General features: G+C 69.4%; 22 protein-coding genes, 1 tRNA gene and 1 rRNA gene. 9 read left to right on the top strand and 15 right to left on the bottom strand.

Annotation, left to right across the window (positions count from 1 at the left end; all coding sequences use genetic code 11):
* Positions 1 to 64: 64 nt before the first annotated feature.
* Both pknB and ABZ234_RS18425 read left to right on the top strand, forming a co-directional pair.
* Positions 65 to 1,924, top strand: coding sequence for a Stk1 family PASTA domain-containing Ser/Thr kinase (pknB, locus tag ABZ234_RS18430; RefSeq protein ID WP_355012896.1), 1,860 nt, complete (start codon positions 65 to 67; stop codon positions 1,922 to 1,924).
* A 198-nt stretch (positions 1,925 to 2,122) separates the two neighbouring features.
* Complete coding sequence (locus ABZ234_RS18425) at positions 2,123 to 2,377, top strand: cell division protein CrgA (protein ID WP_267947411.1); 255 nt, start codon at positions 2,123 to 2,125, stop codon at positions 2,375 to 2,377.
* Positions 2,378 to 2,630: 253 nt separating this feature from the next.
* Here the strand turns inward: ABZ234_RS18425 and ABZ234_RS18420 are convergent, their stop codons facing one another.
* Both ABZ234_RS18420 and ABZ234_RS18415 read right to left on the bottom strand, forming a co-directional pair.
* Positions 2,631 to 3,551: a rhomboid family intramembrane serine protease gene (locus tag ABZ234_RS18420; RefSeq protein ID WP_267947410.1), complete on the bottom strand. Its 921-nt coding sequence runs from the start codon at positions 3,549 to 3,551 to the stop codon at positions 2,631 to 2,633.
* Between the two features lie 45 nt (positions 3,552 to 3,596).
* On the bottom strand, positions 3,597 to 4,121 hold the full coding sequence (locus tag ABZ234_RS18415) for a peptidylprolyl isomerase (RefSeq protein WP_267947409.1): 525 nt from the start codon (positions 4,119 to 4,121) through the stop codon (positions 3,597 to 3,599).
* A 332-nt stretch (positions 4,122 to 4,453) separates the two neighbouring features.
* On the opposite strand from ABZ234_RS18415, the gene ABZ234_RS18410 reads away from it, so the two are divergent.
* Positions 4,454 to 5,035 (top strand): hypothetical protein, encoded by a 582-nt coding sequence (locus ABZ234_RS18410; RefSeq protein WP_267947408.1) that lies wholly within the window; start codon positions 4,454 to 4,456, stop codon positions 5,033 to 5,035.
* Between the two features lie 169 nt (positions 5,036 to 5,204).
* Here ABZ234_RS18410 and ABZ234_RS18405 read toward each other — a convergent pair whose 3' ends face one another.
* Entirely contained in the window at positions 5,205 to 5,846 is a 642-nt protein-coding gene (locus ABZ234_RS18405; RefSeq protein ID WP_267947407.1) for a DUF1707 and DUF4870 domain-containing protein, read from the bottom strand.
* Between the two features lie 225 nt (positions 5,847 to 6,071).
* Complete coding sequence (locus ABZ234_RS18400; RefSeq protein WP_330157935.1) at positions 6,072 to 6,497, bottom strand: WhiB family transcriptional regulator; 426 nt, start codon at positions 6,495 to 6,497, stop codon at positions 6,072 to 6,074.
* A gap of 830 nt (positions 6,498 to 7,327) precedes the next feature.
* Here ABZ234_RS18400 and ABZ234_RS18395 point away from each other — a divergent pair.
* Positions 7,328 to 7,552, top strand: coding sequence for a helix-turn-helix domain-containing protein (locus tag ABZ234_RS18395; protein ID WP_355012938.1), 225 nt, complete (start codon positions 7,328 to 7,330; stop codon positions 7,550 to 7,552).
* An 89-nt stretch (positions 7,553 to 7,641) separates the two neighbouring features.
* Here the strand turns inward: ABZ234_RS18395 and ABZ234_RS18390 are convergent, their stop codons facing one another.
* Together ABZ234_RS18390 and ABZ234_RS18385 are read right to left on the bottom strand one after the other, a co-directional pair.
* On the bottom strand, positions 7,642 to 7,818 hold the full coding sequence (locus tag ABZ234_RS18390; protein WP_355012895.1) for a hypothetical protein: 177 nt from the start codon (positions 7,816 to 7,818) through the stop codon (positions 7,642 to 7,644).
* Between the two features lie 81 nt (positions 7,819 to 7,899).
* Complete coding sequence (locus ABZ234_RS18385) at positions 7,900 to 8,028, bottom strand: hypothetical protein (RefSeq protein ID WP_355012894.1); 129 nt, start codon at positions 8,026 to 8,028, stop codon at positions 7,900 to 7,902.
* A gap of 97 nt (positions 8,029 to 8,125) precedes the next feature.
* Between ABZ234_RS18385 and ABZ234_RS18380 the strand changes: the two genes are divergently transcribed.
* On the top strand, positions 8,126 to 8,377 hold the full coding sequence (locus tag ABZ234_RS18380; RefSeq protein WP_355012893.1) for a hypothetical protein: 252 nt from the start codon (positions 8,126 to 8,128) through the stop codon (positions 8,375 to 8,377).
* Positions 8,378 to 8,735: 358 nt separating this feature from the next.
* On the opposite strand, the gene ABZ234_RS18375 is transcribed toward ABZ234_RS18380, so the two are convergent.
* From ABZ234_RS18375 to ABZ234_RS18355, 5 genes are read right to left on the bottom strand one after another with little or no spacing between them, the layout of a single operon-like run.
* Positions 8,736 to 9,497: a hypothetical protein gene (locus ABZ234_RS18375; RefSeq protein WP_355012892.1), complete on the bottom strand. Its 762-nt coding sequence runs from the start codon at positions 9,495 to 9,497 to the stop codon at positions 8,736 to 8,738.
* Between the two features lie 2 nt (positions 9,498 to 9,499).
* The gene (locus ABZ234_RS18370; protein ID WP_355012891.1) at positions 9,500 to 9,763 is read right to left on the bottom strand and encodes a hypothetical protein; all 264 of its coding nucleotides are present in this window, start codon (positions 9,761 to 9,763) and stop codon (positions 9,500 to 9,502) included.
* 48 nt (positions 9,764 to 9,811) lie between these two features.
* Positions 9,812 to 11,914: an AAA family ATPase gene (locus ABZ234_RS18365; RefSeq protein WP_355012890.1), complete on the bottom strand. Its 2,103-nt coding sequence runs from the start codon at positions 11,912 to 11,914 to the stop codon at positions 9,812 to 9,814.
* A gap of 37 nt (positions 11,915 to 11,951) precedes the next feature.
* Positions 11,952 to 12,179: a hypothetical protein gene (locus ABZ234_RS18360; RefSeq protein WP_355012889.1), complete on the bottom strand. Its 228-nt coding sequence runs from the start codon at positions 12,177 to 12,179 to the stop codon at positions 11,952 to 11,954.
* Positions 12,176 to 12,364 carry a helix-turn-helix domain-containing protein gene (locus ABZ234_RS18355; protein ID WP_344178961.1) on the bottom strand — a complete coding sequence of 63 codons (189 nt, stop codon included), beginning with the start codon at positions 12,362 to 12,364 and terminating at the stop codon, positions 12,176 to 12,178. Before ABZ234_RS18355 ends, ABZ234_RS18360 begins: the two co-directional genes overlap by 4 nt.
* 110 nt (positions 12,365 to 12,474) lie before the next feature.
* Between ABZ234_RS18355 and ABZ234_RS18350 the strand changes: the two genes are divergently transcribed.
* The 3 genes from ABZ234_RS18350 to ABZ234_RS18340 all read left to right on the top strand — a co-directional run bounded on the left by ABZ234_RS18350 (position 12,475) and on the right by ABZ234_RS18340 (position 14,198).
* Positions 12,475 to 13,038 (top strand): helix-turn-helix transcriptional regulator, encoded by a 564-nt coding sequence (locus ABZ234_RS18350; protein WP_355012888.1) that lies wholly within the window; start codon positions 12,475 to 12,477, stop codon positions 13,036 to 13,038.
* A gap of 99 nt (positions 13,039 to 13,137) precedes the next feature.
* Positions 13,138 to 14,058, top strand: coding sequence for a site-specific integrase (locus tag ABZ234_RS18345; protein WP_355012887.1), 921 nt, complete (start codon positions 13,138 to 13,140; stop codon positions 14,056 to 14,058).
* Positions 13,950 to 14,198 carry a tyrosine-type recombinase/integrase gene (locus ABZ234_RS18340; RefSeq protein ID WP_355012886.1) on the top strand — a complete coding sequence of 83 codons (249 nt, stop codon included), beginning with the start codon at positions 13,950 to 13,952 and terminating at the stop codon, positions 14,196 to 14,198. The genes ABZ234_RS18345 and ABZ234_RS18340 overlap by 109 nt, the downstream gene beginning before the upstream one ends.
* A gap of 102 nt (positions 14,199 to 14,300) precedes the next feature.
* Here the strand turns inward: ABZ234_RS18340 and ABZ234_RS18335 are convergent.
* From ABZ234_RS18335 to ABZ234_RS18325, 3 genes are all read right to left on the bottom strand, one after another.
* A tRNA-Ala gene (locus tag ABZ234_RS18335) sits at positions 14,301 to 14,373 on the bottom strand.
* A 246-nt stretch (positions 14,374 to 14,619) separates the two neighbouring features.
* Positions 14,620 to 14,742, bottom strand: a complete 123-nt coding sequence (locus ABZ234_RS18330; RefSeq protein ID WP_014912962.1) for a DLW-39 family protein — start codon at positions 14,740 to 14,742, stop codon at positions 14,620 to 14,622.
* Positions 14,743 to 14,927: 185 nt separating this feature from the next.
* On the bottom strand, positions 14,928 to 15,761 hold the full coding sequence (locus tag ABZ234_RS18325; RefSeq protein WP_267947405.1) for a helix-turn-helix transcriptional regulator: 834 nt from the start codon (positions 15,759 to 15,761) through the stop codon (positions 14,928 to 14,930).
* A gap of 461 nt (positions 15,762 to 16,222) precedes the next feature.
* Here ABZ234_RS18325 and ABZ234_RS18320 point away from each other — a divergent pair, with 461 nt between their 5' ends.
* A complete protein-coding gene (locus ABZ234_RS18320; protein WP_267947404.1) occupies positions 16,223 to 16,531 on the top strand; it encodes a hypothetical protein in 309 nt (102 codons plus the stop codon).
* Between the two features lie 914 nt (positions 16,532 to 17,445).
* Here the strand turns inward: ABZ234_RS18320 and rrf are convergent.
* A 5S ribosomal RNA gene (gene rrf, locus ABZ234_RS18315) occupies positions 17,446 to 17,561 on the bottom strand.
* Between the last annotated feature and the right edge of the window lie 170 nt (positions 17,562 to 17,731).

Here is a 17,731-nt window from a genome sequence, read left to right as displayed (position 1 = left end):
AGACGCTCAGGGTAGGCGGCGGCCCACGGGCGGCTTCCGGAAGACACAAGGATCAGTGCACGACATGTCCCAGCCCCGGCTCCTTGGCGGACGCTACGAGCTCGACGTCGTCGTCGGGCGCGGTGGCATGGCCGAGGTCTACCGCGCGCGCGACCTGCGGCTCGACCGGCTCGTCGCCATCAAGACCCTCCGACACGACCTGGCACGCGACCACGTGTTCCAGGCGAGGTTCCGGCGTGAGGCCCAGTCGGCCGCCTCGCTGAACCACCCGGCCATCATCGCCGTCTACGACACCGGCGAGGACATGGTCGAGGGGGTGTCCATCCCCTACATCGTCATGGAGTACGTGGACGGGCGCACCCTCAAGGAGCTCCTGGACGACGACCGCAGACTCCTGCCGGAACGCTCCGCCGAACTGGTCGACGGCATCCTCAAGGCGCTGGAGTACAGCCACGACAACGGGATCGTCCACCGCGACATCAAGCCCGCGAACGTGATGCTGACCCGCAACGCCGAGGTCAAGGTGATGGACTTCGGCATCGCCCGGTCGATGAACGACGACCAGGCGACCATGACCCAGGCCTCGCAGGTCATCGGCACCGCCCAGTACCTGTCGCCCGAGCAGGCGCGCGGCGAGCGGGTGGACCCCCGCAGCGACATCTACTCGACGGGCTGCGTGCTCTACGAGCTCCTCACGAGCCGGCCGCCGTTCACCGGCGACTCCCCCGTGTCGATCGCCTACCAGCACGTGCGCGAGGACCCGGTGCCGCCGACCGAGGTGGACCCGCAGATCCCCGACTGGCTGGAGGACATCACCCTCCGGGCCATGACCAAGGACCGCGAGGAGCGCTACCAGAACGCCGCCGAGATGCGGGCGGACATCCAGCGCGGCCTGGCGGGGATGCCCACCCAGGCGGGCACCATGGCGATGGCCACCGCCGGGGCGACGACGGCGATGCCCCCCGCGAACGACCGGTACGACGACTACGACGACCGGTACGAGGACGACCGCTACGACGACGATCGGTACGACGACGAGCGGAAGAAGGGCGGCGCCGGCAAGGCCGCCCTCTGGGTCCTCCTCGCCGTCGGCGTGATCGCCTCCCTGATCCTGGTGTTCGTCCTGTTCAACCGGGGTCCCGCCGAACCGGAGACGGTGCCGGTGCCGTCGGTCGCCGGATCCACCGAGGAGGAGGCCCGGGCGACCCTCACCGAGGCGGGCTTCGAGGACGTCACCTCCGAGCCCCGGGCCGACGACGAGGTCGAGGAGGGCACGGTCATCGAGACCGACCCGCCCGCCGAGAGCGAGACCGCGGTGACGGAGGAGATCGTCCTCTTCGTCTCCTCCGGGCCGGGCGACGTGGCAATCCCCTCCGTGGAGGGCCAGAGCGAGGCCGACGCCGTCAGCACCCTGAACGAGGCGGGCTTCGAGAACGTCACCCCGGAGCAGAGGTCGGACGACAGCGTCGCCGAGGGCAGCGCCATCGGCACCGACCCGCCCGCGGGCGACGACGCCTCCCCGGACACGGCGATCACCCTGTACATCTCCTCCGGACCCGACCAGGTGGCGGTGCCCGACCTCCGCGGCATGACCCGCGGGGGAGCCGAGTCCGCCCTGGGCCAGGTGGGCCTGAGCGCCTCCTTCCAGGAGCAGGAGACGTCGGACCAGCCGGAGGGCACGGTCATCTCGCAGTCGCCCGAGGCGGCGCAGATGGTCGCGCCGAACACCACGGTGACCGTCACGATCGCGACGGCCCCGGCGGAGGAGGAGCCGCCGACGGAATCCGAGGAGCCCCCGCCGGGCCAGGGGGAGGAGACCCCTCCGGGCCAGGGGGGGACGCCGCCGGGGCAGGAGGGGCCGGACGGCTTCGTCTTCCGCCCGCAGGACTTCCGTCCGCAGGAGTGGCACCCGGCCTGGCAGTAGGGGCTCCGCAGAGCGGGACGGCGGGCCGCACCCCGAGGGGTGCGGCCCGTCCGCCGTTCCGGACCCGTGTGGCCTGGGGCGTTCCGGGGCCGGCGGCCGCGCCCCGGATCCCGGGCGTCCCACCGGTGACGGGGGCTCCCCCCTGGGCGTAGACTGTGTTCTCGTTCCGAACCGCCCCACCGTACTGGAGCAGCGACCGTGCCCAAGTCCCGCAACGATCGCAAGAAGAAGGCTGTCTACACTCCGCCTCCTTCCAAAGAGAAGCCGAAGGTCAGTCCGCGTTGGCTCGTGCCGACGATGCTGGGCTTCTTCGCCCTCGGCATTCTCTGGATCGCGGTCTACTACATCGCGGGCGACCACGTCCCGTACATGCAGGACTGGCACAACTGGAACCTGCTGATCGGCTTCAGCGGGATCATCGTGGCCGTCGTCCTCTCCACGCGCTGGCACTGACCCCCGCCGAGCGAACGCCCGACCGACCCGACGCCCCCCGGGGCGAGCGGTGTCTCGGACGTGCGCGGAACGCAGCCGTCAACGGTCGCGCGAGCCGCGCCCCTTATAGGGCCTGAACAGCCCATATCCATGTTTTCCACAGGGTTATCCACAGGCTGTGGGTAGCTCTGTTCGCCATGCCCGCACCGGGGTGGGCCCGCGGAACGACGTCGGCCCCGGAGGAGAACCCCCGGGGCCGACGAGGCACCGGCCCTCAGCCGAGGACGATCACCGGCGCAGCGGCCACCAGGACCGCGAGCAGGGCGACGAGCGCGGCGACCAGGAGGGCGTGCGTCAGCGTCCGGGACGACGCCTTGGCCTGCCGGCCCGGCAGGTAGGCGAACACGGCGCCGACGGCGAGCCCGGCCACCAGCCCTCCGATGTGCGCGGTCCAGGAGATGTTCGGGACCACGAAGGTCAACACGAGGTTGACCCCCATCAGCACGAGCACCATCCGCAGGTCCAGGCCGAGCCTCTTGCCGATCACGAGCACCGCGCCGAAGAGGGCGAAGATCGCGCCGGAGGCGCCGACGGACAGCTGCGTGGGCGCCGCCAGGAGGCTCAGCACCGAACCGGAGAGCGCGCCGACCACCCACAGGGCGAGGAACCGCCCGTGGCCCAGCCAGCGTTCCAACTGCGTCCCGAGGACGTACAGGGCGTACCCGTTGAACAGCAGGTGGAAGATGCTGCCGTGCAGGAACGCCGCGGTGATCAGCCGGTACCACTCGCCCGTCATCACACCGCGGAGCGTCCCGTCCTCCCACCGGCCGAAGCCGAGCATGGCGAACTCCCGGATCAGCCCGGAGTAACCCGCCTGACCGATGGGGTCGGACGTGCCCAGCTGGGCGATGAACCCGGCCGCCATCAGGCCCAGGAGCGTCCAGGTCACGTAGGGCTTGGCGACGGTCCGGCCCCCGAAGGGCGTCCGGGCCCGGCGCACGCCCCGGTTCCCCTCCGCGACGCACCGGGGGCACTGGAAGCCCACCGACGCCTCCACCATGCAGTCCGGGCAGATGGGCCGTTCGCACCTGGTGCAGCTGACCCCGGTCTCCCTGTCGGGGTGCCGGTAACAGGTGCGCGGGGCCGTCGGCCCCGGTTCCGGTGCCGCACCGGACGGAGGCGGGGGCGCGGTCATGGTCTGTCTCTCACTCCTCGGTGTCCTGGCCTGCTCGTCGGTCGGCTAGCGGGTGATCTCGATGCTGTTGATCACCACGTCCTCGCGGGGACGGTCCTGGGAGTCGGTGTCGACCTTGGAGATCGCGGTGACCACGTCGTCCCCCTCGACGACCTCACCGAAGATGGTGTGGCGGCCGTCGAGCCAGTACGGCTTCTCCACGGTGACGAAGAACTGCGAGCCGTTCGTGCCGGGGCCGGCGTTGGCCATGGCCAGCAGGAACGGGCGGTCGAAGCGCAGCTTCGGGTGGATCTCGTCCTTGAAGGTGTAGCCGGGGCCGCCGCGGCCGGTGCCGAGCGGGTCCCCGCCCTGGATCATGAAGCCGTCGATGACGCGGTGGAAGATCGTGCCGTTGTACAGGCTGCTGTTGGACGGCTTGCCCGTGGTGGGGTCCATCCACTGCTTGGTGCCCTCAGCCAGGCCGATGAAGTTGGCGACCGTCTCCGGAGCCTCCTCCTCGAACAGCTTGACGACGATGGTTCCCTTGGAGGTGTTCAGCCGCGCAGTGGGCTGACCGTTGGAGTCCGACACCTACGTGCCTTTCGGTCGACTTCGTTTACGTGCTCACGTTACCCGTCCGCTTCCCGGGCTCGTCCGAAACCCGGCGGACCGTCCCGGAGCCGGGCAGTGTGGGGCGGAGCATGCCGGTGTGGTGTGAGGGACGGCGATACGTGGGAAGGAGGGGACGGAGAAGAATCCGTCCGTTGGTGTCGAAACTCCGATCGCCGACGGAGAGGACGTATGTTGAGATAACACCCGGATAACGGGGAAGGACGACGAGGAGCCGCCCATCGTGGCTCGACGCGTCGGCCACGCCGGGTGGGGACCGTAGGAACCGGTGAACGATCGAAGGAGCTGACGACGTGCCTAACACTGCCAAGCGTCGCAAGGAGGCCGAGGCGACCCTCGCCCGTCTGCAGGACCTTGCCAAGGAGCAGGCCGACCGGCTCGGCCCGTATGCCGACCAGGCACGGGACCAGGCTTCCCTGAGGCTCCTCCAGGCGCGTGGCTGGACCGCCCCCCGACTGGAGACCGCCGCGCTGCGCGTGGAGGACACCGTGGCGCCCCGTGTGGCCGGGCTCCTCAGCGCCGCGGCGCAACGCGTCGACCCGAACCCGGGTCGCAGAGGGCTGCGGCTGCTGAGCCGCGGAGGCCGCCGGATCCCCCGCGGGCTCCTGATCGGCGGCGCCGCCGTGGTCGGCGGCGTGGTGGTGTACTCGCTGATCCGCCTGCGGCAGGCGTCGCAGGACGCGGAGTGGCAGGAGCACCTGGACCAGGCCCGCGACCAGGTCCGCGAGACCCGCGAGAACCTGGAGGAGAAGGCCTCCGACGCGGCCGACAAGGCCACGGAGACCGCCAAGGCCGCCAAGGGCAAGGCCAAGGAGACCGTCCGCGCCGCCTCGGGCGACAACCGCGCCAAGGAGAACGGGCGCCCCGGCCGGTAGAGGCCGACCGACGGGTGCCCGGCAGGACGACGACACGACGACAGACGGACCACCGCGTCCGGCGGCGAGGGCGACCGGCCCCCGCCGACGCGGCGGTTTCATCCCCTCCGGCCGGGGCGGGTCCTCCCGCCCCGGCCCCGTCGTGCCGGGACCGGGGACGTGGGCCGGCTCAGTCGTCCTTGAGGAAGCGGTAGGGCGTCGGGTAGCGCCAGTTCCGCCCCGTGAGGCTGGCCACGGACGCGATGACCGGCAGGACGGCCCAGCCCAGGGCAATGGCGACGACCACGACGATCGGCAGGACCAGCCAGGCGAGCAGGAGGCTCGCGATGCCTCCGACGAGGCAGAAGAGCTGGAAGTTGAGGGACTCCATGGCCTGGCGCCGGACGTACGGCGAGATCTTGTCGCTGGCCAGGAACAGCACCAGGGGCGCCACCACGGGGAAGAGGTAGTTGCCGCCGTGCCCGACCGCGGCCACCACGCGTTCGACGGGGGTACTGGGCAGGGGCTCCCTGGGTCCGGGCCTCTGCCCGCCGCCTCCGCCGGGCGAACCGAACGGGGACGCCCCCGATCCGGCGGTGGAGCCCTGAGGCGCCACTCCGAGGTCCTCGGTCAGAGGGGCCAGGTCGGCGCCGAACTTGGCCTTCATGGCCTTGCCGGTCCGCTCGTCGAGTTCCTCCTCGTCGAGCTGGCCCTGGCTGAAGGCCTCCTGCAACACCTGGATGACGGAGTCGCGTTGCGCGTCGGTGAGGCGAATCTGCGGCTGGGCCTGCGGTTCCCAGGGGCGTCTCGCCGGATACTGAGGGTCCTGCACAGCCACTCCCACTCCCAACGACGACGGGAGCACGGCCCAGTTCAGCCGTACTCCCACCATCATGCGTCACAGGTTCGGCCACCGCCATCGGGGCCGTCCCTGATCCTCCCCTGATCCTGCCCTCCCCCCTGGGGTGGAGGCGGACCACGACTTTCGTCTGCCCGACCGGGCCCGGGGACGCCCCTTCCCCGGAGGCCGGTCCGGCTCAGCGGCCCGCGCCGCGGATCAGGCCCGCACCACGACCGGGACCGGAGCCGCCTCCGCCACGTGGACCGGAACGGCCACGGGGGCGGTCTCGGCCTCCGCGGCAGGGGTCTCCGCGGCGGTGCCGACCGGCGCGACGGCCCCCGAGCGGAGGTCGTCCTGCCGGGCCTGCTCCGCCTCGTAGCGGCGTTCGGCACTGGTCAGCAGCTCGTACCAGTTGACCACGTCCTTGCGGCGACGCAGGAGGGCACGGCGCTCGCGTTCGGTCATGCCTCCCCAGACACCGAACTCGATACGGCTGTCCAGCGCCTCCGCCAGGCACTGGGTACGCACCGGGCATCCCCGGCAGATCAGCTTGGCGCGGTTCTGCGCCGCACCCTGCACGAACAGGGCGTCAGGATCGATCTCCCGGCATTTGGCACGGGCTGCCATCTTCTCATTCCACATGTTGCCCCACTCCCAAGATCAGCATGTGTGGTGATCGGAAATCCGCCGACCGGCGCGACCGTCGGCGGTGAGGAGAAGCGGACCGATCCGATGACGGGGCCGGAGCACGTACGGGGGGCCGTACGGGTCGTCTTCGGCGGTCGATCGTTTCGGCGCGGTGTCTTCCTCGTTGTCGCTGGTGTCGAAACTACGGATCGTCCCAGTTCACCAACAGACCCCAAGAGGCCTATTTCTCATATGGCCCAGTAGGACCATTGCACTGAGAGGGAGTGTCATCATACACACACGCAGAGTCACCGCATGTGGTACGGGCGGGTCCACGTAACCGGAATGAAAGGTCATGGGCAGACCATTCACCGACAAGCCCTATGACCTGCGACTTCATGCCATCCCATGAGCGACTGGCCCCACCCGGACGCGCACGGCCGAAGTGGACTCTCCGTCATCCTTCTCACCCGAACGGACTATAGGCACTCCGGGGTCGCACGCGGGCCGCCTCCCCAGGGCCCCCCTTTTCACATCACGAACGGCCGAACTTTACGCTACTCATTGGTAACCGAACACAATTCCTACTTTCGAACCCAAGGTCCCATTGAATACGGGCACATGTCCCCATTCGGGTTTTTCTCCGTATAGCACTCATAGGGCGAACACCGGTCGACGGAACCGGCGGCTGGTCGGCCGGTCCGGCGGGCGCCTTCCCCGCAAGCGCGCCCGCACCGCGCCGTCCGTTCACGCACCACGAGGTGAGCACCGTGACCAGCCCCGACCCTGACGAAGCACCGCTCACCGACCAGGGAGGGGAAGCCGTCGAACACCAGGGCGACCACATGCACCGACAGGACGGACAGGGGGAACCGGTGACGACCGACCGGATACCCGTCCTCGGCCCCCTGCTCACCCCGGCGGAGGCCGCCCGCCTGTTCCGGGTGGATCCCGAGACGGTCACCAGGTGGGCGCTCGCCGGGCGGATCGGCAGCCTCATGCCCCCGGGCGGCCACCGCCAATTCCGTGAGGCCGAGGTACAGGCGCCCTCGCAGGGGCACCGCACGTGACCCCCGCGCGGCCGGAAGAACCCCGGGCAACCCGGCCGGCGGGAGCAGACAGGCAGCCTCTGCGCCGGGCGGGACGCCGACGTTCGCGTCTACATGAGGTCGGCGCGGCGGGCCAGGATGTGGACGGTGACGACGCCGACGGCGACCAGGGCCAGGACGGCCCAGATCCACCAGGGGGTGCCCTGGGAAAGGGTGCCGATGACGGCGGTGACCAGGGCGAGGGTGAGGGTTGCGTAGGCGATGCGGACGGCGGTCTTCGTGCTCATGGTCTGCCTTCTTCGGGGGTGGTGTGTGCGATCCTGAGAGGTGGCGGGCCCGGGGTACTTTTCCTACCCCGGGCCCTCCCGTCAGCGCTTGTTACGGCGCTTGCGGCGGTGGCCGATCGCGTGTCGTCCCTTGCCCACCTTCGGGTTGTCCTGGATGCAGCGGACAACCGCGAGCGTGAAACCGGCGACTGCGAAGATCGTCGTGATCACCGAGAAAATGATCACTCCCTCACCTCCTCTTCATTTTGTTGTTTCTTCATAGCGGCTACCCGCTATGACCATAAAGGGTAACCGCTATACTTTTTTCATGAGTTTCGCAGACGACCAGACGCAGCAGATCATCAACGCCCTGACCAGCATCGACCCCCCCGAGGACCGTGCCCGTGCCGTGGGCGAGATGCTCAAGGGGGTGCCCGCCCTGCAACGCGCACTCCGCGAAGCACGCCAGGCGGCCGTCCTGGAGATGCGCGCCGCAGGGGCCAGCCACGCCGACGTCGGCGCGGCTCTCGGCGTGAGCAAGGGACGCGCCCAGCAGATCGCCGAGGGGCGCACCAGCTGACCCGGGGTCCTCTCCGAGGGCATGACGAAATCCCCGCCCCAAAGCGCTTGGCCCCCGTTCCGGCGGTGCCTGTCCACGGCTACCACCGCGCACGCGGGGCACGCGGGGCACGCCGGGAACACGTCCCCGGGCGCCATCCCGAGAGAGGGCTCCCCACCTCACCGCGGGACGGACACCGTGGGCGCTGACTTCCAGAACGGAGGGAGCACCGGTTCGAGGCCGGTACCCCCTCCACCATTTCGTCACGATCCGTGACCCGGGTCGGACCTTTGAGCCTGACGGACTTTTCCGGCCCTCCCCAGCGTTCCCCCGCCCTACCCCTCCAGGGGGTCCACCCCCAGGTCAGAGCATTGCCGAGTCACAGGTGCGGGATCGGGTGCGACGGCCGCTCGGCAGGCCACCCGTCCATGAACTGAACACCGTCTGTGCCCAGGTCGCGCACCATGTCAGCGGCCATCTGATGAGTCACCGTCATCACGCGGCCATCGCTGACTCGCCTGACCCGGCGCTGCTGGGGACGCGTCCTCTCAGAGAGTCCCGCCAGCCGCTGGGCGATGTCGCTCACGCCCCGGCGGGCGTGCAGGAAGGACGGCGCGACGGGGTGGACGTCGTGGCGGAACACCGGCTTTCCGGTGTCCAGTGCCTCGACGATGCCGAACAGGGACAGGTGAGGCGTGAGCGCCGCCGCCGCGCGACCGACGGTTTCCTCGGCGTCGACCAGAACCTGCCGGTAGACCTCCAGGGCGGGGCGCAGGGACGCGGCGACGCGCTCGGCGACGTAGGCGCGGGAGGTGTCGGTGCGGAGCTGCACGACGAGTTCCCGGGCAAGCCGGGTCTGTTCAGCGCGCGCGTGGGGGATGCGCGGTGTGATGTCGGCCAGGTCGGCCTTGGCGTCCTCGACGGACTCGCCCCCCGGGAGGGGGCCGTCCGCCACAGCAGCGGACCTGAGGGCGGTCGCGTAGGCGTGCTCGGCGGTCCACACAGCCTTCCTGCCCTCTGCCTGGCGGCGTTCCAGGTCAGCCACGCGCCGCACGGCCTCGCGCCACTTGTCGGCGAGCTGGTGGACGTTGTCGGGCAGGTAGGCGTTGTCGGGCAGGTAGGTGATCGGGTCCCGGGTCATGGTCACGCCTCCTTGGTGGCGTCGCAGGATCGGCACTGGTAGACGACCGGGTCTCCCTGGCGGACGGCCCCCCTGCGGGGGAGCCGGGCGACCGCCGGGCTCTCGCACGTGGGGGCGTGGTCGACCTGGGCGTCGGGGCCGCTGCCGGCCAGCATGTCGGCGAGGTGGCCGGCGTGCTTGGCGTCGACGATCTCGTGGGGAGTCATCTGCGCGATGTCGGCGGACCCGTACTGCTCGGGCTTGTCACGCTTGAATCGGGTGGCCATCGTGTCCTCCTCGGGTCGGGGCGCCCGCCGGGTGCGGGCGCCCGGGGGTCATGCGGCGCCGTGGTGGGGCCGGCAGTCGAAGCAGCAGGGGGAGCCCTCGGCATTGCGCTGGGGCTTGCCACACTCTCGGCAGGGGGTCTTGTCGTTTCCCCGGGGGGAACCAGTCCCGTCAGCCACACCCCTAGAGAGGTGGGGGACTTGGGACCGGTCTCCGGTACTCCCGTGGGACTGGTTGGAACCGGTTGGGACTGCGGTTGGTCCGGTGCTTCCCGCGAGCGTGTAGAACGGGCGTTTGTTGGTACCGGTGTTGATCAGAAGACCCCTGGTGACCAGCACGTTCAACGAGCGGTAGAAGCTGGACTTGGCCACGGCGGCAGCGTCCTTGAGCTGTGCGCTGGTGGCGCCGGTGGTCCCAAAGGAGTCCCGCATGGCGGACAGGAGCTTGTCGTCGCTGGGGGCGAGTTCTCCCCCTGGTCCCACGCCCGAATGGGACTCCAGAACGGCACCCGCGCCCCGGGGGACCAGTCGCAGCAGCAGGGGTGGGAACGGCTCCGCGTCCTTCTGCTTGGTGCAGTCGATGCGCACCGCGGCCCCGTCCTTGGTGACCCGGATCAGTGTGGTCGCCGCACCCTCCAGCGCGGTGGAGCCCCGGAGAGTGTCGCCGGAGCGCGCCTCGTGGTGGACCAGGAGCACACACGCGCTGGTCGCGTCCCGGATGGCGTCGGCGGCGGCGACGAGGCGCCCCATGTCCTGGGCGCTGTTCTCGTCGGCGCCGACCGTGACCCGGGCCTGGGTGTCGATGACGACCAGGGCAGGGGTCAACTCGGCGACCAGGGCGACGAAGGCGTCCCGGTCGGTGGGGGAGAGCAGTTGGACGGCGACGGGCAGGAAGCGCACACCCGCCATGGGTGCGCCGGCGGCGTCCTCCCACGCGCGCACCCGCTGTCGGACCCCGGTGACTCCTTCGGCGACGAGGTAGACGACTCCCCCGGGGCGGGTGATGGCGTTGCCGTGCCAGGTGCGGCCGGTGGCGACCGATCCCGCCCAGTCCAGGGCGACGAAGCTCTTGCCGTGTCCCGGCTTGCCGTGGAGCCAGGCGAGGCTGTCCCGGAACAGGACGCTGTCGATGATCGGTTCGGGGTCGGGGATCGAGTCGAGGCCGGTGGAGTCGACCAGCAGGGAACGCAGCACGGACAACCGGTCGGCGACCGGTTCGCCGGTCACCTCTTGGCCGTGCTTCTGGGCGAGGTCGGTTCCGGCGTCGTAACGGTCGAACACGTCCTTGAGCGTGGCGACCGACTCCGCCCAGGTGCGTTCGTCCCCGGGAGGCTGCTCGCACCGCTCCCAGCGGGCGCGGAAGAGAGCTTCGGCTTCCTCGTAGTCGAGGCCGCTGCGCCGTAGACGCCCGGCGTAGGACAACAGGGTCTGGTAGCGCTCTCCGGCCGGGACCGGCCGCGTGTGGTTGCGGGTGCGTGGCTGGTCGAGCACCGGGAAGTCCAGGCGAGCGGCCGGGGTGCCCGGTACGGGTGCCGGCACCTCGGCGCGGTGTCCGCCCAAGGCGTCGATGAGCCAGTCGGGGCACTCGGCGACCTGCGCGTCCGTGTGGTCGGGGGTGTAGATGACGCCGGTGGAGTGAAGCGAACCAGGCCCGATCACGTACCCGCCGTCACGGCCTCCGCCGCCTCGGATGTCGATGCCGTGGCCCTTGAACTCCTTGGGTGCATTACCGAGGTTGGCGGGGTTGGTGAAGTAGTAGTGCCGACCGCGCCCGGTGGAGACGGTGAACGTCTCTGGGACGGTCACACCCTTGGCCGCAGCGAACCGCGCGAACGCCCCGGGGGTGTCCTCGTCGACGACCAGGAGCCCGGACGGCTTGCACGCGATGGCGACATTGCGGGGGTCGGTGGTGAACCACCGGGTGACCTCGTCGAGGTCGTCGCCGTACTGGGCGGCCATGCGCCCCCAAGCCAACGCGGGGTGCTTACCGCGCTTCTTGCCGTTGCCGAGGTCGCAGGCGCGGGGGTCGTGGTGGGCGCCGACGCCCACGCAGCGGGGGAGAGCGGGGTGGTCGGTGGGGAAGACGTGCCACCCGCGCCGGACCGCCCACAGAGCGGCATGGAGCTGGTCGGTTCCGTCGAACGCGGGTGTCATGCCGTCACCCCCGTCCGGGTGGTCTCGGAGTATTCGGTCACCGGGGCGGCTCCGCCCCGTGGTCGCACCGGATGGCGAGGGCGACGTCCCCGGCGGCCAGGACCTCCACGGTCTTCGCCAGCCGGAGAGCGGCGACGGTGCACAAGGTGCACAGGTCGTCGAAGTGGAGGTCAGCTACGATGGGCCCAGCTCGGTTCACATGAGCTTGTTCGCGACCCTCGGCCAGGCCCGGCCGGGGGTCGCTCGTGCTGGTACCGGTGCTCATGCGGCAGCGCCACCCTGGGCCTTGGACTCCTCGTATGCCTTGACGTCAGCGAGGCGGTACCGCACGAGACGTCCGCACTTGATCCAGCGCGGACCGTCACCGCGGTAGCGCATGTTCGCCAGGGTCTGAACCTTGCTCCGCCAACGCTCCGCCAACTCCTCGGGCGTGAGGTGTCGTGATTCCATCCCATCCCCCTCCTGCGTTTTAAGCAGCAAGTTGCTTACCAGTCAGACAATCTAGAGGTGATCCTAGGCGTTCTCATTGATTCCTGTCAACGAGCATGTAAACTGCTTGCGTGACAGAAAACAGGAACTCACGTACCCATGGGGGAGTCGGGCCGAACGGGTCCTACGTCGCGAGGAACATCCGTGTCTTGCGGACCAAACGAGGAAAGACCACAGAAGCCCTGGCGAACGAACTAACCGATCGAGGCGTCCCGCTGCAGGCCAGCGCCATTACGCGCATCGAAAAGGGTCAGCGGCGCGTCACGGTGGATGAGCTGGTCGCCTTCGCAGTGCTACTCGACGCGACCCCGAACGCGCTGCTCCTTCCCGTGGAAGTCGACCGAGAGCTACCGATAGCAGTCACCGGGCACGGGGAGCTCGCCGCTGCTGACGCCTGGGATTGGCTGGACGGCGACTCGCCCCTACCCAGCAGAGGACCTTCCGAGGACGGCGACTCAGAGGACTTCGAGGACACCGTGCGGCCGTGGTGGAAGCGTGCCCCAGTACGACTTCCGCGAGGACTACGGGGCTTCGAGAAGGGCGTGGATCAGAAGCGCCGGATGGCTGACCGAGCCCGAGCCCACCAGGAGAGTACGGACCTCCGCCACGAGGACCAGGGCGGCGAGGACACGTGACCCGTGTGTGGATCGAGGACATGGCCAGGCGTACCAGCTACCGCGAACCGCGTGGCAGCGGCCCGGAAGGCCAAGCGCGCCCCGCCCTGCCGGTGCAAGGTGCGCTACTACGACCTGCGCGGCAAGGAGCTCGCCGAGACCTTCCATAAGGAGCCCCAGACGCAGGCCCGGCGAACCGAGCTCGAAAGCCACTTGGCTGCGGGCACGTACCGGGACCCCAGAGAGGAACGCAAGAAGCTGCGCGAGGTCGCCGAAACGTGGTTCGCCGCGCAGCACGACTTGAAGCGGTCGACGAAGACGGGCTACCGAGACCACCTCGACCCGTACGTCCTCTCCCACTGGGGAGACGTGGCCGTGGCGGACATCCGGCGCGACGACGTGGTGTCCTGGGTTGCCGGCCTCGTGAATTCCTCCGGGGTCCGCGGTGACAAGCTCAGCACGTCGTCGGTGCGGAAGATCTACGGCGTGCTGTCGATGATCCTCGACTCGGCGGTGGCGTCGTCAAGGGTCGCCGTAAACGTGGCGACGGACGCCAAGCTCCCTCGACTGCCCGCCTCCGAGCACGTCTACCTCGACCATCGGCAGGTTGAGGACCTTGCCTCGGCGGCGGGGGAGTTCCGGACCTTCCTCTTGGTACTCGCCTACACGGGCCTGCGCTACGGTGAGGCGGCCGCGGTGCGGGTGCGCAACACCGACCTGGACCGGCGCCGGATCCGCGTCGTCGAGGCGTTCGGCAGGGACGGCGGCGAGGTGTACGTGGACACCCCGAAGACGCACGAGCAGCGATCCGTCCCCGTACCGCCGTTCCTCGTCGAGGAGCTGCGCGAGGCGGTCGGCGGCAAGGTCCCGGCCGACCCGGTGTTCACCGCCCCCAAGGCGGCATGCTCCGGTACGACAACTTCCGGCGCCGGGTGTTCGACCGTGCCGTGGTCGCCGCCGGTCTTGCCGACCTCGGCATCACCACGCACAAGCTGCGGCACACCGCGGCGTCTCTCGCGATCGCGTCGGGCGCGGACGTGAAGGTCGTACAGACGATACTGGGGCGCACGACGGCGACCATGGCCCTCAACCACTGCGGGCACCTGTTCCCGGACCGCTCCGACGAGGTGGCCGACCGCATGGCGGCCGAGCGTGCCGCCGCCCTCGCGCACGCGGCATGACCGATGCCGTCCGTACCCGTCCGGTCCAGGCCCCGGAAACAGAGAACGGGGACCCCCGGTAGGGAGTCCCCGTCACAACGTCTGGTCTGCGCGTTCTCGCTGTGGAGCCAAGGGGAGTCGAACCCCTGACCTCCGGTATGCAAAACCGGCGCTCTGCCAGCTGAGCTATGGCCCCGCGGAACCCGGGCTCAGGCCCGGGCCGCTATGCAGAGCATACCGTCCTCGGAGGCGTCTGCGATCATGCGGTCGCCGGGGAGGACCCGTGACAGCACAAAGCCGTGGGTCGCGCCACAGGATTGTCGGCCCACCCACGTCTTCGTGTCACTGATGAGCGGGATCCGGGACGGCGCGCGCCGCGCCCACCCCCGGTTCGCCCGATGGCGCCCACCCGGCCGCTCGCGGCTGCCGGGCGGCCCGGTGGTCAGCTCTCGCTGGCCGCCGTGGCCTCGGTCCACAGGTCGAGCTCGGCGCGGTCCGCCTGGATCTTGCGGTAGACGGCGAAAGCCCCGAGGGCCACCAGCGCCAGAACGATGATCTTCTTCACTGTCTGGACCCTTTCGTTGATCCGGTGCGTGCACACGGGCTCCCGTCAGGGGACGGGGGCTCCGTGGAGAACTTTATGAGGTTGTCACCTAGCAGACTAGCAAGCCATCGGGGGCGGTCCCTGCCACGGTGGACCGATTCGCACCAACTTCTGGCGTCGATCCCCCTGCCGGGGCGCCGGCGGGGTCAGGTCAGCAGCGCCATCCTCCGCAGGATCCCGATGGTGGCCTGCGGAGACGCCGCTGTGCCGGTGAGTTCGGACCATACCTGTTTGCAGGCGCGGACGGATTCGTCCGACTCCACGATCGACCCTCCCTGGGTCGCGTCGACGTAGGCGAGCGCCGACTCGTCCTCGTCGAACTCCAGGACGGAGAAGGGGCCCGCCACCCCGCGGTGGGGCCCGGCCGAGGTGGGCAGCAGCTGCACCGTCACCCGGTCGGACCCGGTCGCCAGCTCGACGATCCGGGAGGTCTGCGCCCGCAACAGCTCCAGGTCGGAACCGATCCTGTGGAGGGCGTCCTCCTCGAGGACGGCGTGGTAGCGCTCGAGTCCGCCGTGGTCGAGGACCTCCTGGCGCTTGAGGTAGGCCGCGACCATGCGGTCGGCCCCCCGGTCCCCGTGCCCCAGGGCGCGGGCCACCGAGGCGGTGTAGTCGGGCACCTGGAGGAGGTCGGGGACGAGGATGCCCGCGTACGTCTGGACGGACACGGCCCCGGCCTCGTTGCCGACGTAGGCGGAGGAGAGGACGTCCTCGTACTCGGTCCACCAGGGTCGGAGCCGGGACTCCCGGACCAGGGTCAGGATGGCCTCGCGCTGGCCTCCGGTCACCCCGTACAGGCGGAGGAGGGCCGCGATCTCCATGACGGAGGGCCACTTGCGGATACCCGTCTCGATGTGTCCGAGCTTGGCCGGGGACCACTCCAGCTCCTCTGCGACATCGCTGAGGGTCAGGCCGGCCTGGACTCGGCGGCGGCGGAGTTCGGCGGACAGTCGCCGACGACGAACCGTGGGGCTGGTCATGAGGCTCATCCAATGACGCAGAGCGAAGATGGTAGGACACCAGCGAAACACGGCGCCTAGCATCTAGCAATGCGTTTCTAGAAAAGAGCAGCAGATTCGATGCATTACAGGTTCCCTCCTTCCACCCTCATGGGCGGCAAACCTGCCTTTTGTCACATTAAGTAGCCAGGTTGAGGAACTGGGAGGCGCATGTTCACCATCGAACACTCCAGGTTTTGTCCTTCTCCTCAGTCACAGTGACAACATGGACCACTCAGGGTCGAACAACACGGACCGACGGAGGCAGCCGAGGAGAACACCGGCACGAAGGGACGGGAGACCGCTGGAGGGAGACCCGGGCGAAGACGGGGTTCGGCATCGCCTGTCACCTATGTCTCACCCCGATACCAGCGGGACGAAACCGCGTACGATGCTTGAGGTGCCTGCTGCGGCAGGCGTACCCGCACACATAGAGGAAACCCATGAGCTACCCCATTGACGACGCCGAGCAGCTGATCGCGAACGCGGAGGCCCAGATGCCGCCGAGTACCCGGTCCCGTCTCATCGCGAAACTCCGCATGGGGAGGCACATCGACGAAGCGGCGACCGAACTGGGCATCACCCCGAAGCAGGTCTTCTCGACCGCGCGGGTCCTCACGGCCTTCGGCGACCAGCTCGACTTCACGCTCACCGAGCAGCGGGACCCCTCCCTGCCGCACGGCACCGTCACCGGGTACAACAAGCGGTGCCGCTGCCCCGAGTGCCGGAGCGCCCTCCAGCAGCGCGTCTGAGACGTGGCGGGGGAGGAACCCGGAAAAGGTCCGCGAGGGGCTCAGCCCCGCTTGTCCACGGTTCCTCCACCTGCGCCAACGCGGTGTTAACCCAGTCTTCTCAAAGCAATTCGGCCACCGCAGGCTTATTGGTCCGCAGGCTGGGAAAACCGCAGAGCATGAACGAGCACGTGGACTGGTCGGCGATGAGCGAAGAAGACTTCGTTGCGCTGCTGCGGCAGCTCATCGACTCCCCCGAAGCCGACGAGGACTGAGAAAAAGCGGCTCCCCAATTCCGGCCGCCTCCCCCGCGTACTTCCGAGCGCCCCACCCAGGCGCTGTCTGTGCGGGACCCCGCCCCCTGGTGCATCCGGTCCCGCTGCGACGGGCGCCTCCTCCCGGTGCCCGCGGCCGGGTCCGGGGATGAGGCGCTTCCTGTGGTGCCCGTGCCGAGATCCCGAGCACGGCAGGCACGGGTCACCCCGTGCGGCACTCCCGCCGGCCGAGGTCGGCCCGGCACCGCTCCGGGACCGCCCGCGGGACGCGGAGGAGGGCCGGTGGCGCGCCCTGCCCCCCGAAGGCTCACGTCCCCCCGAGGGGCACGGCCGGGGTCGTCGGTTGTGCGGCCCCGGCGACGCGCGCGGAAAGCCCTCACCCGCCTCCTGGAGGCCGTGAGTGCCTGCGGGCCCCGTGTCGTCCACAGGCGGCAGCTCGTCCACAGGCAGGCATCCTCCCCTGGCGCGGCACACCCCCACTCCGCTTTCCTGGAAACAGGGGGACCACCCCACCCCCCACCACCCCGCACACCACCCGTTTCACAAACGCACAAACACAGGCACAAAAAAGAGGGCCAAAAAAGCCCCCAAAAAACCACCCCACCCCCACACAAAAAAGGAGGGGGCCGCCCACAAGGCAACCCCCTCCCTCACAAAAAACCGTGGCAGCGACCTACTCTCCCACCCCACCACAGGGCAGTACCATCAGCGCAAGGAGACTTAACGACCGGGTTCGGAAAGAGACCGGGTGTGACCCTCCAGCAATAACCACCACGGAAACCAACACCACCACAAAACCCTCAACCCACCACAACAGCAAGGAGAATCCCACAGCGGAAAACCGTGTGAACAAGTGTGCGCGAACATCCAATTATCTGCAGCGGACAAGCCCTCGGCCTATTAGTACCGGTCAGCTCCACCCCTCACAGGGCTTCCACACCCGGCC

Origin of the sequence: Nocardiopsis sp. NPDC006198, from assembly GCF_040613895.1 — a bacterium.
In the GTDB taxonomy this organism is placed as follows: domain Bacteria; phylum Actinomycetota; class Actinomycetes; order Streptosporangiales; family Streptosporangiaceae; genus Nocardiopsis; species Nocardiopsis tropica.
Note: the sequence above shows the minus strand (reverse complement) of the source record. Positions and strands in the feature narration are given on the sequence as shown.